Here is a 16,066-nt window from a genome sequence, read left to right on the forward strand (position 1 = left end):
TGTCAACATCAGCGGGTTCAGTCCTGCGATGCTGCCGGCTTCTTCGAGCGTGACACGAATGCCCTGCCGACGCCGATCATCACGAAGGCCACGCCGAGCAGCATCATCAACAGCGCACCGTTGGCACCCGTAAGCGGCAGCTGAGGCACATTCTGCTTGGTGTTGGGCACAGACAGGTCGTAGTCAGCGGCCGCGGTGACCCCGGCCGTGACAGTCAGCGGCGTGTCCGCGTCGGAGGGCAGTACGTATCCGGCGGGAGCAGCGGTCTCGACCAGCACATAGCAGCGCTGGGTGTGCTCGGGCGCAACCGAGTCATCCGTGGCGGCACCGGCCTTCTGGTCAACGAACAGACCCGCGATGAACACCAGCCCATCCCCGTCGGAGGCGAACTCAGTCGCCCCGTTGACCGCGATCGGATCGCCGACCTTGACGGCGTTGTCGCATGAGGTCGCGTAGGGGTCTGCGGCGTTGTAGACCTGGAATGTAGCGCCCTGGAGGGCCTTGCTGTTGTCCGCGTCGACCTTGGACACGCGCGCGTCGCCCCACGAGGTGACCACCTTGTTGGTAGGCGTGCCCGGCTCGTCCGGGGGAGTCACCGGCGGTTCATCCGGAGTGTCACCCGGAGTGGTGTCTACGTACAGCGTCGCCGTGTTCTCAATGATCCCGCCAGAGGGCACGGTCCCGGTCTTGGCCGTAAAAACAACCTCAATCTGCGCGTTCGGCTGGGTCTTCAGATAGGCCAGACCGGCCCGGTTGAAGCCGACCGACACCGTCTGCCCCGTTGTCACCGTGTAGTAGGACGCGTCAACGTCCGAGCCGTTGAGCTTCACCGACGCCACGTTCCCATCGGACAGGCTGGAGTCCAGCGGATCGGAGACCACGAAGTACTTGAACGAGTCAGTGTCGGCAATGCTCGGAACCTTCGCAGTCACCGGGAAGGAGACCTGATCATCGGTGTTCAGACCATTTGCGGTCACGTTCACACCCTTGGTGGGAGCCTCGACGACGACGTTCTTCGGATAGACGTTCACGTCATACAACCAGTTCCCGTCCGCGCTGGCGGTGTTGGCCGCGTTGTTCGGGAAGGGAATGGTCACGAGGAACGGCGCGGCAGCGGTCTTCACTGTGCTGGGCGCACTGGTCTCGCACACCAGATATGCCGCCACCGGCAACGGGTTGATGCTGGTCTCGCCGCTCGCATCGGTCGCGGCGCTCGCCGTACCCGTATCGAAGGTGTAGCTACCCAGCTGCGGCGAACGGTTATCGGAGCCGCAAGCGTCTGCGGGAACCGCGACGTCGGCCAGGCCGTCCCAGGCGGCCTGAGTGGTCAGGTCCAGGTTGGTAATCCGATAGGCCGTGAAGACGACTCCCTCAACGGGGTCGCCACCGGTTGTGGTCTGACCATCAGGCGTTCCGTTAGCGCTCTGCGAGCCTGCCTCGTGCTTGTGGATCAGGATCGATCCGGTCGCCCCGGTATCGATGTTGGCCAGGTCGGCGGCCTGCGCCGTCGCGGCAAGGCTCAAGCCGGTTGCGGCAAGCGCCATCATGCCGAGGGCCGCGGCCGCGCGGCTGCCGAGACCGTGGGAAGTGGTTCTCATGGGGTCGAGTGTCCTTTGTTCGTGCGCGGCGGGCCGCGCGGATGCGATTGGATGATGTGATTACTGGTCAGGCTTGCGCGCGCCGCCTCCTCACAATTCCTACAATCAGAGCGACCAGGGCCAGGACCCCGCCACCGATCAGGAACCAGTCGGAGCCGAGGCCACCGGTAAGGGGGAGGGACGGAACGGAAGTCTTGGAGTTCTCAAAGGGCTCGGCGAACGCGTAGTCGAGGCTGTCGGTCGTAATGACGAACGCGTGTGGAGTGGCATCCATCTGGTATCCGGCCGGCGCAGCCACCTCGGTCAGGACGTAGCTCTCTTCGCTCCAGACCAGGCCGCCTACTTTGAAGGAACCCGCAGCCGGGTCCTCGTCCCTGTAGGCACCGGGTGTGCAGGGTTCGGCGACACAGTCGTCGACCACCGTGCCCTCGGGCACCTCCGGTCCGGTCAGCCCCCAGGCGGCTCCTGCCAGAGGCTCGCCATTGTCCGCATCGGTCTTCGTCCAACTCACCGAGCCGGTTAGACGCTCATTGACCACGCCACCGTTCACAACGCCTTCCGCCTCGATCAAGGCTCCTTCCACGGACGAACCCTCGATCCTAGTGAAGGCGAAGGAGCCGGTAACGGGTCTGTACCCCGCAGGCGCAACCGCCTCCTCAATCGCATAGTCGCCCCAGCGAAGTCCGGTAAGGCTGAAAGCCCCGGCCGCTGGATCCTGATCCGTATAAGCACCGGCCGCACAAGCACCGACGCAGTCCGTGATCACCGTGCCGTCCGGAACGCCCGGCCCGGACAGGGTCCACTGCGACCCGCCGATGGCGGTGGAACCATCGACTTCCACCTTGTTCCACGTCAAGGTACCGGGCTTGGTGGTGTTGGCAATCGTACAGGTGACGCGGTCTTGGTTCCTGACAGTCAGTGTCGCCTCTCCGTCGGTCGATTCACTGACAGTCGAGGAGTACGTCTCCGAGTCGGTTCCCGGTGTCTCGGTGCATTCCCACTGACCCGCCTGGTATCCGACGGCCTGGGGGTCATCCGAGCTCTCATACAGGGTCATCGACCCCTGGTCGACGGCCCGTGGCCCGCCCGTACTCCCCTGCCCGGACAGGGCGACCGTTCCGTTCGCGCCAACAGTCCACTGCTCGGCTGACAAGCCGGGCACCTGCTCTGAGGCATAAGCGTTATCCACCGTTTTGATAAGTTCGAGGGTGGGAACCATCACGGTGATCTTCCCGTAATCCTCAACCTCACCGGATAGGGTCACACCGGTGGCCCGCGGGACAACGAGGGAACCATCCGGATTCCTGTCTCCCGTGATACGCAGGCGCATGAAGGTGGAGGACGCACTCCCCGTTTCTCCATCGACGCTTCGGACAACGTCTGAGGGCACAGTCCATGTCAGGGAAGCCCGTCCGGAAGCTGGGCACACCGTGGGTGCGGATGCCTCGGCGTCGTCGAAAGTACCGTTGTGGTTCCAATCGATCCATCCGACGATATTGCCCTCGCCATGGCAGATGATGTCGTGCTTCGTCCACTCAAGACCTGGGGCGGTGCGGATGATACCGTCCCAGTTGTCAGAGCCGACCGGAGCCGTCGGGTCGATTGACAACGCGTCCTCGTCATCGGGCGGACTGAAGTCGACGTTCGAGTCGTAGCGGTCATCAAGGTCGGCATTCTCCGAGTAGTACTGGAAGATGTCCGGGTCGGTGAAATTGCCCAAGCGGATGTCGGGCGCGCTCACCCGGACGGCCTGTCCGGCTTCCTGAGCGGCGCTGAGGTCATACCAGGTTCCCTCGGCCCCGACGGGGGCGGGGCTGGGAGCAATATCCTCTCCCAGCTCGCCTCGTTCCCAGTTGGGCTGGAAAAGAGAGGCGGCGCTGCCGTAGCTCTCGGGCGCGTCTCCGTAGTCCAAGTAGGTGACGACGCCGAAGGCGATGGCGGAGACCCCACCGCCTTTGAGCTCGACATAGCCACCATTGGCCTTCTCCATGAAGAGTATCGAGGAGGGGCCGTAGCCCTCGTAATTGGACGGACTACCCGTGGTCCGTGTCGCGCACTCGGAGGCCTCGCCGCCTGAGGCGGTGGCAGGACGCAACTGGAAGCCGTTCTTCACGCCAGTCGGATAGGGGAAGTCACGTTGACCGACCCAGGAGTGCACCGTGCATCCCTGGGAGCGAGCGGTTTCAAGGTAGCGCCACTTCACATCGGAGGCCCCATAGCCGTCCATCGGGATCGGGGCGACCGTCTCCGACTCGTACTGTCCGCTCTTCCAGTTCGACCCCTCTGCGTCGGCGTAGACGAAGCCCTCCATGGGAAGCTCCGTTTTGGGCAGGTCCGCGATCTCCGACTTCGTCGGCTGGACGGCGGATTCTACGATGTAGGTCTTGCACTGAATCTTGAAGTACGCGTTCGCAGACTCGTTGTAACGGCCACCCTGGGCGTTGGCGATGCCGATAGGAAGGCCCGAACGCACATTGACATTCCGATATGAGATCCCGGGAACGCCATAATTCGGGTCGATCTCGACGCCATTGTCGTATCGTGTCGAGTCGTTGTAAAGACGAGCCATGCCGTCGCCGATCCAGGACCCCGTATCGTAACCGACCACAAGGCCGGCATCGTAGGTCTCGGTTACACCCTCGTGGGTGACCTCGTAGTGAGTCTCGACCTCGCTAATGCTGCATTGGCTTGATCGCCACAGGCCGTCACCGATCCGCGATGGAGTGGACCAGACCGTGGAGTTCACTCCATCGGGAAGGATCATTCGACCATTGTTGTCAACGTTGACGTTTGAGGCCTCGGTCCAATCGATCCAGTCGATGACGGACTCGAAGCGGCCAGACCCTCCATCAGGCGCGGCATAGACCGCCTGCGCAGCAGGAGCTACTAGGTAACACACAGCGAGGGAAGCTGCAAGGAAGAGCGCAGTAAGCCCCGATAGCGCGGGACGATAGCGCCGCGCGCAGCGGGTACCGTCACGTTGAGCATGGCGCAGCATGTGCTTCACTGACAGCTCCTTGAAAACACTAGGTGGCGAGGGAAGAGCCACAAAACTCCATGGGTTCGGGACGGCGGAGCGCCGTCTGCGTAACGCACAAGACGCAGGATCTGATTGATTGCTGGCCCGACCTTAGCGCCCTTTGGAGGCGCTTAGGGCAAGCGAACTGAGCTGTGCCAAACCTGTGGCATACCCGTGCCGGCGTCGCGGCAATCCGGTTATCAAAGTAACCCTATTGAGTTGAATCACGCATTTAAAACGTCAGATACCAGAGATATTCCGCGACTCAGGAGCGGCGCGCGTAACGCACCCGACGCACCACCCGCCGCCCGGCTGCGACGGTGAGCACGGTCAGGATCACGACGACGGCACCGATCAGCCACAGCATCCACGGACGCATGGGCGCGGGAGTAGCCGCGGCCTGCTCCGCCTCGGCCTGTACCGGGTCCATGGCCACGCGCGTCCCGGTGACCAGCAGGCGGTGGGTGTTGACGCCGTAGGGGGTGCAGGTGATCAGGGTGACCAGGTCCTCCCCCGGCACCTTGTTCAGCGATTCCGTCTCGGTGGGCAGGACCACGCGGACGTCGTTGACCTCGTATTTGAGTGTGCGACCGGCGGCGGTGATGTAGAAGACGTCGCCCTCCTCCAGCTTCGTCAGGTCGTCGAAGAGCGTGGCCGACCCCATGCCGGTGTGGCCCGTCAGAACGGAGTGGGTGGAGGTCCCGCCCACGGGCAGGGCGGTGCCGAACAGGTGGCCGACGCCCCGGGAGAGAGTCTCGGCCTCGGTGCCGTGGTAGACCGGCAGGTCCACATGGATCTTGGGGATGACGATCCGAGCCATGACCTCGTCCAGATCCAGCTCGGCCAGGTAGGCCTGGTACTGGGGGGTGTCGGGGCGCTGCTGGTCCAGCCAGGGGTCGAGGATCGGGGAGGAGGCCAGCTCCTGGTTGTACTCGTCGGCGCTGGCGAGCTCGGCGGCGAGCACGTCGGGGCTGACGGCGTTCATCTGCGCCTGGTACTGGTCGGCGATCTCCTGCTGGCGGGCATTGTTGTGCTGGGTGGCCAGCACCGGGTAGGCCAGCACGAGTGCACCGGCCAGGGCCAGGATGAAGGGCAGTACGCCCAGCAGGCGGTTGCTCCGGCTGGGTCTTCCGGTGGACTTCTCACTCGGTGGCTTGGGGGGCTCGGCGCCGCCGTGCGCGTCATCGGGCTGCGCGGGCCTGTCCGCGGAAGCGTCGCCCAGGTCGGGACCGGGTTCATCCAGGACGTCGGCGATTGACGGAGTCTGGCCCATTGGCTTCCTTCTGTGTGGCTCGTGGCGGAAAAACGGAGGTGAAGCTGTGGTGAGTCGGCGTTGAGCGGAGCCGCCGACATTCGGATGTCAAGATAGTGCGCCGTCGAGCCAGCCCTGGGACGGCGGCGGCGTGTACGCCGGAGTTATCCGATTCGTACACGCCGCCGCGTGTGCTGGTGTGCCGGCGCTCAGTTACCGGCACATTCGTAGCCTCAGGCCTGGGCGCTGCGGCGCTTGTTGTGCACCGTGAGCAGGACCGCACCGGCGACCAGCAGGATGCCGGCGATGGTGAGGAAGATGATGCCGTTGGCACCGGTCAGCGGCAGGCGGAAGCCGGCGTTGGAGGGGACATCGATCACCGTGAAATCGATGGCGTACGGCGAGGCCTCGACGTCCGCGCGCAGCACCTGGAAGGCGATCGGGTCGCTCTGGATCTCGTAACCCGTGGGGGCCTTGGTCTCCACCAGGCAGTACCAGCCGGGGTTGGTGACGGCAGCGTTGTTGATGAAGTCGTTCGTCCGCAGCGCGTCGATGGTGACCTTGCCGTCGGAGCCGGTGGTGAACTTGGCGGTGTTCTCAACCGTGCCGGCCGCGGTCACCTGGTTGGCGGTCAGAGCCGCCCCGGTGATGTTCGCCGCATCGCGGTCGATGGTGGCACCCTGGGTAGCACCGGTCGGGTTGCACTCGTAGACCTGGAACTCGGCGCCCGCGTAGGTGGAGGCGGCCTTGCCATCGGTACCGGTCTTGTTGATGGTCACCTTGCCGTAGTAGGACTTGACCTCGTCGCTGGGCTCACCGGGGACGTCCTCCGGGTTGGGGTTGTTCGGGTCCCAGGTGGTCTGCGAGTCGTTCGGGATCAGGAACGAGGTGTTGGAGATGGAGCCATTGCCGTTGCCGATGGCCTTGATAGTGGCGTTAATGACCACCTGCACCTGGGTGCTGGTGTCCCCGTCGGCGCGGGCGGAGGCGATCTTGGCGCGGCCATCCGCGGTGAAGGTGACGGTCACGTACGTCTTGCCGTCGCTGCCGACGGCGGTGACGATCTCATAGTCGGTCCCCTCAAGTTCCTGAGCCCCGGTGCCGAGCATGGTCACCGTCGTGTCCTGGTACTGCAGGCGCGGGTCGAGCGGGTCGACGATCTGGTAGTTCTTGATCGTCGCGCCGCCGTCGACGTCAATCTTGGGGATGTCGGCCTTGATCGTGTAAGTGACCGTGTCGCCGATCGTCGGAGAGCCGTTGTCGCTGACCTCCTTGCTGGAGTCAACCACAGAGTTCTTCGGGTAGACGTGGACGTCGTAGTTCCACTCAGAACCATTCGGATTGGTCATCGGCACCGTGACCACGAAGTCCTCGGCGGTGGTGACGTTCTGGGGGGCCTTGGTCTCGGAGACCAGGTAGGCGCCCACCTCCAGGTTCGAGAAGGTGGCCAGCCCGTCGCCGTCGGTCGTCTGCGTGAACACGGTGGCGGTCTTGTAACCCGCGGCCTCCGCGGCGCTTCCATTCAGCGCCGCTAGCTGCTGCCAGCCGGCCTGGGTGGTCAGGTCGAAGTTGAGCTTCGTGACCGTGAAGGTGACACCTTCGACCGCATCGCCAGTGGCGCTGGTGTCCTCCAAGCCGTTGCCGGCGGAAGTGCCGTTGGTCTCGGTCTGAGCCAGCTTGTGAATGGTCAGAGTCGAAGCACGGTCGGCGTCGATGAGCGCCGTGTCCAGATCGGTTGCCTCGGCGGCAGCGAGAATCGCGGGGGTTGGGGCAGCCGTGGCGACGGGCGCCGCGACCATCCCGCCGATTGCGAGGGCCACCGCCGCAGCGAGGCCGGCGCCACGGCGCCTGGTGAGGGATGACATGGGTTCTCCTCGTTGATGTGGTTTCGGGTTGCCCGGCTGTCCGGTTGGCCCCTGGTTTCTCCCGCTGCTCAGGCCCTGCGGCCCTCGCGTCGGGAAGTCTTGGTGATGGTCAGGACGAGCGCGGCAGTCAGCAGCAGCCCGGCCCAGGCCAGGTACACGCCGATGCCGCGGCCGCCCGAGAGGGGCAGCGTGCCGGTTTCGACGTCGTGGATGTTGATGCCGATGGCGGTGACGACGTTGCCGTCGGCGTCGGTGACGGCGGGGATCACCGCGATGGTGTCCGCCGTCAGGTTCGTGTCGGCGAGCGTGATGGTGGTGTTGCCGCCCGAGTCCACGCCCAGGTGGAACTGGACGGGCCGCGGCAGCAGGCTGTGTCCGGCGGGCGCCTTGGTCTCAACCACCCAGTAGTCGTGGTTGATGGGCAATCCCGCGGAGGTGAACAGGGAGCCGTCCACCGGATCCACGCTCACGCCGTTCTCAATCGGGGTGGCGCCGTCCGTGGCCGGGTCGACGTCGTAGATCGCGAACTCGGCGCCGGGCAGGTTGGTGGTGCCGTCGGCCTGCACCTGGGTGCCGGTCTTGCGCAGCGTGATGATGCGCTTGCCGGCGTCCGGGGTGACCGGTTCGCAGGCGGTGTTGTCACTGCGTCCAGTGGCGTCACGCCCATCGGTCGGGTAGACCTCATTGAACAGGCCGTGGCCCGGCGTGCGAGTGCCGTCCGCCTCCACGGAGCACTCCAGCAGCTCCTCGGAGTAGTCGGCGTGGCTCGGGTCGACGCTCACCGTGAAGGTGATCGTGTACTGGGCCGTCTGCCCGGGGGCGATCACGTCGCCGGCGGTGAGGGTGTAGTAGCCCTCGGCGTCGGCCTCTGCGGTGACCGGTTCCCCGCCGGGGGCGGTGACGGTCGCCCGGTCGATGTCCAGGCCGGGGGCGAAGTCCGGCTTGTCGCGCAGCAGCCCGGTGGACTGGGCGAGCTCGCCCTCGTTGGTCACCGTGATGGTGTAGGCGACGTCGAAGCTGGAGGTGGTGCCGACGCCGGTGGTGGCGACGGACTTGGACACGGTCAGCCGGGGCGTGAGGTCCAGGCAGGCGGTGTTGTTGGCATCGTCATCCGTGTCACCCGCCATGGCGGAGGTGTTGACCAGGCCGGAGGGGGCGCCGTCGGCGCGCTCGTGCCCGCACTGGTAGTCGGTGTCCTCGAAGTCCGCGGCGGAGTCGACGGTGAAGCTCACCTGGACGGTGATGACTCGGGTTCCGCCGCCGGTGATGGTGCCGTCCTGGCCGGCGGTGCCGCCGGCCAGCGCGGGGCCGGAGCCGGCCCGGGCCAAGGTGATGGGACCGGCCAGTACGCCGTCGGAAATGCCCGGGATGGTGGCATCCGAGGCGGCCTCACCGTTCTCCAGGACGGCGACGCCGGTGATCTTCGCGGTCTCCGGCAGGGCGGGGGTGTCGGTGACGTCGGCGATGATCTGGCTGGCGGCGCGGGAGGTGTTCTCCACGGTCACCGTGTAGGTCGCGGTGTAGGTGTCCCCGTTGCGGACCACGTCGACGCCGTCCTTGCGCACCGAGAACTTCGGGTTGGTTGGGACGTCGCCGCAGTCCTCGGCGGTGTCTGTGACCTCGCCGGAGGTGACGGCGGCGGTGTTGTGGATGGCGGTGCCGTCGGTGGCGGCCTGCGCGCTGCACTCGCCGTCACCGACGCCGGGGATTCCGGTGTCGGGGGCGGTCACGTTCAGCACCACGGTGTAGGTGTGGGTGGCGCCGGCCGGCAGGGTTGCGCCGTCGACGACGGTCACGGGCCCGGAGGCCTGCGTGAGCGCGTCTGCCAGGGCACCGCCGGTGACGGTGATGGAGTTCAGCGTGGTGCCCTCGGGCACGGTCGGGGTGTCCACCAGGTCGTAGGTGAGGTCCTGCACCTGCGAGGGGTTGGTGACGGTCACCTCGTAGGTGACGTCCCAGGTCTCGCCGGTCCAGTTGCCGTCGGCGTCCAGGTGCTTGCTGGTGCCCGTGAAGGTCTTGTTCACGCCGGCGTGCGGGGCGACGTCGTTGGTGACCGTGGCGGTCACGGCGGCGTCGGCCTGTACGGGCAGGGTGAAGGTGACCGCTCCGGGGGTGGAGGTGTCGGCGTCGGCGCCCTCGACCTCGTAGGTCATGGGGTCGGTCCATGTGAAGGAGCCGTCCGCGGGCGCGGCGAGGGCGTCGTCCCCGGGTGCCGCCTCGGTCAGGGTGCAGGTGGCGCCCACGGGCACGTCCGCCACGGCGACGGCGTTGCCGTCGGCGGGCAGGGTGAGCGTGCCGGTGAAGGTGTCCTGCCCGGCGGTGCAGGTGTAGTCCACCGTGTAGCTCTCGCCGGTGGCGCCGTCGGTGGCCCCGGAGATGGCCTTGTTGACGGTGAAGCCGGTGGCCAGGGTGCGCTCGTCGGCGGCGTTGGTGACCTCGGCGGTGGAGGTGGCGTCCCGGGCGATGGTCTGCGCCTGGGTGACGGTGCCGTAGTTGCCGTCGAGCTCCGGGTCCGTCCACTGGTAGGACGGGTCGCCACTGACCGGGGTGGTCGGGCGGCCGGTCTCGGTGACCGTGCAGGTGGAGCCGACCAGGATCTGCGTGTAGTCGCCGGTCAGGGTGGCGGTGCCGGCGCCGGTGACTCGCCAGGTGCCCTCGTTGCCGGTTCCGTCAGGGGCGGTGCAGGACCAGGTGCCGGCGTAGGTGTTGGATTCGGCGGCGGTGACGCCGTCGAGCCCGTTCACGAGCTTGTTGATGGCCAGGGCGCCGTAGATGCGCTGGGTGGAGTTGGTGACCCGCAGCACCGGGTCGGAGTCCTGGGCGATGCCCGTCAGTGTGTTGCCGTCGGTGAAGGTCTGCCCGTCGGCGGCGACGTCGTAGGCGGGGTTGTTCCACGCGTAGGAGACGTCCGTCAGCCCGGAGGTGTCGATGGGCGTGTCCTCGGTGAGGGTGCAGTCGGCGCCGGCGTAGATGGTGGCGCCAGCGGCGCCCTCACTGACGGTGGCGGAGCCGCCGGAGGCGGGCAGCTCCCAGCGTCCGCCGACCTCGCTGCCGTCCGCCTGGGTGCAGGACCAGCCGCCGCGCACGGTGGCGCCGTCGTTCAGGGCGCCGTCGATGCCGGTGTAGGCCTTGGTGATGGTGAGCGGCTGGGCGGCGCGCTCGGCGTCGTTGGTGACGGTGAGCGTGTTGGCGGCGGCGTCCGCACCGATGGTGACCGGGTCGGAGACGGTCGGCTCGGCCCAGCGGTAGGAGATGTCCTTCAACTGGTCCTGAGTGGGGGCGTCCTCGGCGGCGGTGCAGACGGTGCCCAGCGGCAGGCCGCCCTCGGGCAGGCCGTCGATGGTGGCCGCACCGGCGCCGTCGGCCGTCCAGGTCAGGCTCCAGTCCTGGGTGATGCCCTGGCCGTCGTCGTAGTGGCAGGCGATGTCGCCGGAGAAGGACTCGTCGACGACGACGCCCTCGGACAGCCCGTCCCCGTAGGCCTTGGTCAGGCTCAGGTCGGAGGTGACGCGGCGGATCGTGTTGGTGGCGGACACGGCCACGGTCTCATCCTTGGTGATGGTGACCTCGTCGGGGAAGACGGTGGCCATCTCCCACGCGTAGGAGGAGTCCTTGAGCTGGTCCTGGGTGGGGCTGGTCTCGCTGATGGCGCAGGTCCAGCCGGCAGGGATCTCCCGGTCGAAGGCGACGCCGCTCTCGCCGTCCGCGACGGTGGCGGTGGCGGTGAGCTCGCCGTCCACGCCGGGGGCGGTGCAGGTGGCGTTCAAGGTGAAGGTCTGGCCGTCCTTGAGGCCGTCCGTCTCCCCGATGACCGTCTTCGCGGCGGTCAGGGAGCCCATGTCCCGGTTCACGGTGTTGGTGACGGTCATCGCGGCGGTGCCGTCCGCCGTCACGGTGGCGGCGTCGTAGCTGGGCTCGCTCCAGGAGAAGGAGGGGTCGGTGTCCGGGGCGCCGGAGGCGTCCAGGTCCTCGGTGGGCGTGCAGGTGGAGTCGACGTAGGGGGCCTCGCCGTCGTCGTAGGTGATGGCGGCGTTGCCGGCGCCGTCCACGCTCCAGGTGCCGGTCACGTCGGCGTCGCCGTCGTGGGTGCAGGTGAAGGCGCCGGAGTAGGTGTTGTCGGCGCCGAACTGGGTGGCCAGTTCGCCGGAGAGCACCTTGCTCAGGTTCACGTCGGCGCGCACGCGCTCAATGGTGTTGGTGACGGTGACGGTGCCGGAGGAGGCGTCCTCGCTGGTGATCCGAACCGGGTCGGTGATGGTGGGCGCACCCCAGGCGTAGGAGCCGTCGGCCAGGCCGCCGCTGATGGTGCCCTCGGTGACGGTGCAGGTCTGGCCGAGGGGGATGTCGCCGACCGTGACGGTCTCGCCGTCGGCGAGGGTCCCGGAGTAGGTCTGGGCGCCGTCGCAGGTGACGGTGATGGGGAAGAGCTTCTCCCCGGCGCCGGTGAAGCCGTTCGCCTTGTTGTTGTCAGCCACCGTCTTGGTGACCTGGATGGAGCCGTAACGCTCACTCATGGTGTTGGTGGCGGCCACGGCCACACCCGGCTCGTCCCCGCCGGGCATGGTGAAGGAGATGCTCCCGCCGTCCGCGGACACGGCCGCACCGCTCGACGGCGTGGCCGTCATGGAGGTGCCGTCGGCGTCCCAGCGGTAGGGGTCGATGGCGGCGGGCAGGGCGTCCGTGCTCTCGGTGACCGTGCAGGCTGAGCCCTCCGGGATGCCGGTGATGGGCTCGGTGACCTGGCCGGCGCGCACGGTGGCAGTGCCGGTGATGACCTCGCCGGTGAGCGGGGTGCAGGTGTAGGTGAAGGTGAAGTCGGTGTCGGCGAAGCCGGTGCCGGCCTCGGCGCCCTCCACACTCTTGGTGATGGTCAGCCCACCGGTGGTGCGGGCGACGACGTTGGTGACGTCCACGTTGCCGCTGCGGGTACCGGGGTCGATGGTTGCCGGGCCGGAGGTGGCTCCGGCGGTGGAGAACACGTAGGAGGAGTCGGCGGCGTTGGGGGCGCCGGGGTCGTCCTCGGTGACCGTGCAGGTGGAGCCGAGCAGCACGGCGGCGCTGGTTCCGGCCGCGGTGGCGGGTCCGGAGGTGACGCTCAGCGTGGCGGCGCCGGAGCCGGTCACCGTCCAGGTGCCGGTGGCGTCGTCGTCGCCGGGGTGGGTGCAGGTCCAGGTGCCGGTGTAGGTGTTGTCGGCGCCCTGGCCGTCCAGGTCGGTCAGCTGCTTGGTGATGGTGAATTCGCCGTAGTCACGCTCCCAGGTGTTGGTGACGGTGACCGGCTCGGTGCGGTCGCCCTGGACGGTGACGGCCTGGTCGGCGGGCCCTGCGCTCCACTTGTAGGAGGCGTCGGTCAGGCCCGTGGAGCCGGTGGGCGCGGTCTCGCTGACGGTGCAGTTGGCGCCGGCGGCGATGTACGGGGTGGTGGCGGTGGCCGCCGAGCCGGTGGCCGACAGGTTGAAGGTGCCGGCGTAGTTCTCGGTCTCGCCCTGGGCGGGCGCGTCACAGGTGACGGTGACCGGGAAGGTGGTGCCGGCGGTCACGGGGCCGGAGTCGGGGCTGACACTCTTGGTGACGGCCACCTTGCCCCAGGCGGCCTCGGTGGGGTTGACGACGGTGACGGTCTTGCCGCCGTTGGCCGCGTTCACCATGGTGCCCTCGGCGGCGTCGAGGCCCTCGTAGCTGGGGGTGCCCCAGTCGTAGGCGTCGGCGAGCAGGTCCTCGTTCAGCGAGGAGGCGGGCTCGGAGACGGTGCACAGGGCGCCGCGGGGTACCTGTACGGTGGTGGAGGCGCCGTCCGCGACGTCAACTGTGCCGGCGTAGTCGGTGCCGCAGTCGTAGTCGATGGCGAAGGTGGCGTTGCCGCCGTTGTAGCCCTCGCCGTCGACCTGCTTGGCGAGGTTCAGGTCCACCAGTACGCGCCGGTAGGTGTTGGTGACGGTGATGGTCTCGGAGGTGTCCTTGCCGACGGTGACCCGGGAGTTGTCGAAGCTGCCCGCGCCGGTCCACTCGTAGGAGGAGTCCTTGAAGTCGCCGTCCGCGGTCTCGGGGGCGGCCTCGGTGAAGGAGCAGGTGGTGCCTGCGGGGACGGTGAGCGTGGCTGGGGTTCCGGTGGAGACGTCCAGGGTGCCGGAGCCGCCGTCGCCGGTGCAGGTGTAGTCGACCTTGAAGGTGCGGTCCGCTCCGCCGGTCCAGCCGCTCGCGGCGGTCTCGTCTTCCGGCTCGACGGCCTTGCTGACGTTGATGGTGCCGGTGTTACGGACGACGGAGTTGGTGACGTTCACCCGGTTTACGGAAGGGGCCCGCAGAACCTGCACCGTCGTTCTATCGATGTTCGGAGTAGTCCACTCGTACGAGCCATCCTTGAGGTCACCGCTCGGGGTGTCCTCGGAGATGGTGCAATTGGCACCGACGGGCAGGCCCGTGATCACGGCCGAGCGTCCCACGGTCGTGCTCCAGGTGCCGGAGAAGTCGCGGCCGTTGGCGCTGCCGCAGTCGTAGGTGCCGGTGAACACCTTGTTGGCGTTGCTCAGACCGCGATCGGGGTCGTTGACGGTCTTCCTGATCTCGATGGAGCCGGTATCGAAGCTGTTGGTGACGGTGCAGGTGACCCGCTGGTCGGGCGCTAGAGTCACCTGTGAGTCGGTGACCGTAACGTCGCGGTTATTCTGGTCCCGGCAGACCCAATCCCCCTGCTGTTCGAAGCCCTGCACGTTGCCGGTGGTGGCCTCCGACAGGGTGTAGGTGCCCGAGCGGGTCCACTGGCCGGTGACCGAGGGCTGTCCCGAGATTCCGGAGATCATCCGGTACGGGTAGGGATCGTCGGCCTCGGAAGTCCTGGTGGGCGTAGCCGTGAGCGTCCAGTTTGCGGTGCTCACGGCCGGAAAGGTCATACCGTTGAGCCGCTTGACCAGCGTGAGCTGAGAACGACCGACGTAATCGTTGTGCCAGGTACAGATGAAATCCGTATTCCTCTGATCCTGGGACAGCTGGGTGGAATCCAGGTCCAGGGTGTTCGTGCTCAGGTCGAGAGCGGTGTCGGTGAAGTCGCCGCCGTTGCGGTGCTGAAGCACACCATCGGGGGTACGGCACTCGACACCCGCCAGCCTCCAACCGGAGGAGGTCTGAGTCACTGGATTGGCAATATTCTCCCTGACAGCGGCCTTATCGTCGGGTGCCAGCAGCTCATACGCCTGCGGGTCGGAAACGGTACCGGCAGTTCCCCAGCCATTGGGCCGAAGGTTGTTCAACGGACTCCAGTCCGCGAGCGCGTTCGATCCCGGCTCGGACACATTGGTGTAAGTGAACGTCGGCGGCGTGACAGAGCTCTCCAAAGAAGGATCAGTAGTCGCGTACTTGGCGAAAGTGACGTGGCGCACCTGCTCCAAGGAGCCGTACAGGCAGCCGTAGGTCTCGGTGTTCTCCTTGGTGATGAAGGTGTTCTCCAGTTTCCCCTCATCCGCCAAGTCGGTGGAGCAGACTCCGTTCTCACCGTTGTTGACGAATCCCCATAGCTTCAGCTTGTAGTCGATGCCGGTAGCTGGATCCGTCCAGGCAGTGGACGAGATCGCGGCCTCCACTTCAAGAGTGTCGTCCTCACAGGAACGACCGTCAGAACCGTAAATAGGGCCGCCATCCGCACCTCCACTCGCGCCGTCATTCGTATCGAAGGAGACGAGTCGACCATCACGGTTGTAAGCGTAGTGATAATCGCTACTCCAACCGTAGCTGCCGTACCAGGAATCCCATCCGAATGTAGCCCGCAGGCCCGTCCTTCCGTTCCGATCGAAGGCATACCGACCGGTGCCACTCGTATTGTAGCTACCATCTTGATTGAAGGTGGAACGACAAATGTTCGTCGTCTCCTTGAGCTTCCAAGGGAACTCTGAACGAATTGCATTTCCGAGCGTAAGCTCCATGGTGCCACCCACAGTAATTTCATCCACTATCGCGTAGATCGGACGGTTACCGTGCCGCATGGTGGCGACCAAGAAGGGCTGACCCACACCAACACTGCCAGACACCTCGGGCCTCAAACCGACGGTGCTTTGACTAGCAGGATCGTATTGCCGCGGACAATCTCTGGGATTTGCCCCCATGTTTGAGCCATACCCGAAGGCCGCATAAGTGCCATCACCCGCAACTACTTCTGCGGTAGTCGTCTGACTTCCCGGATCCTCTGGACTGTACCGCACACAGCCCCTATGGATCGCCTCCGAAACGGTGGGAAAGGCACTGGTGACAATGTCGTGTTGACGCGCTGTCGACGTCCCCAAAGGAACCACGACCTCGGCCGCCACGGCGGCCGGGACAACGGGGAGCACGACACCCCCCA

General features: G+C 66.5%; 5 protein-coding genes. All 5 read right to left on the reverse strand.

Features of this window, described 5'->3' with window-relative positions; genetic code table 11:
- Nucleotides 1–17 precede the first annotated feature (17 nt).
- Complete coding sequence (locus tag DRB06_RS11580) at nucleotides 18–1,598, reverse strand: SpaH/EbpB family LPXTG-anchored major pilin (RefSeq protein WP_108968814.1); 1,581 nt, start codon at nucleotides 1,596–1,598, stop codon at nucleotides 18–20.
- Between the two features lie 67 nt (nucleotides 1,599–1,665).
- Nucleotides 1,666–4,596, reverse strand: a complete 2,931-nt coding sequence (locus DRB06_RS11585; protein ID WP_258522252.1) for a CshA/CshB family fibrillar adhesin-related protein — start codon at nucleotides 4,594–4,596, stop codon at nucleotides 1,666–1,668.
- Nucleotides 4,597–4,882: 286 nt separating this feature from the next.
- The gene (locus tag DRB06_RS11590) at nucleotides 4,883–5,890 is read right to left on the reverse strand and encodes a class C sortase (RefSeq protein WP_111820025.1); all 1,008 of its coding nucleotides are present in this window, start codon (nucleotides 5,888–5,890) and stop codon (nucleotides 4,883–4,885) included.
- A 212-nt stretch (nucleotides 5,891–6,102) separates the two neighbouring features.
- A complete protein-coding gene (locus tag DRB06_RS11595) occupies nucleotides 6,103–7,734 on the reverse strand; it encodes a SpaH/EbpB family LPXTG-anchored major pilin (protein WP_111820026.1) in 1,632 nt (543 codons plus the stop codon).
- Nucleotides 7,735–7,802: 68 nt separating this feature from the next.
- The gene (locus DRB06_RS16865; protein ID WP_181575264.1) at nucleotides 7,803–15,311 is read right to left on the reverse strand and encodes a DUF5979 domain-containing protein; all 7,509 of its coding nucleotides are present in this window, start codon (nucleotides 15,309–15,311) and stop codon (nucleotides 7,803–7,805) included.
- Nucleotides 15,312–16,066 lie beyond the last annotated feature (755 nt).

Origin of the sequence: Actinomyces sp. Z5 (assembly GCF_003287795.1) — a bacterium.
GTDB classification, from domain to species: Bacteria; Actinomycetota; Actinomycetes; order Actinomycetales; family Actinomycetaceae; genus Actinomyces; species Actinomyces glycerinitolerans.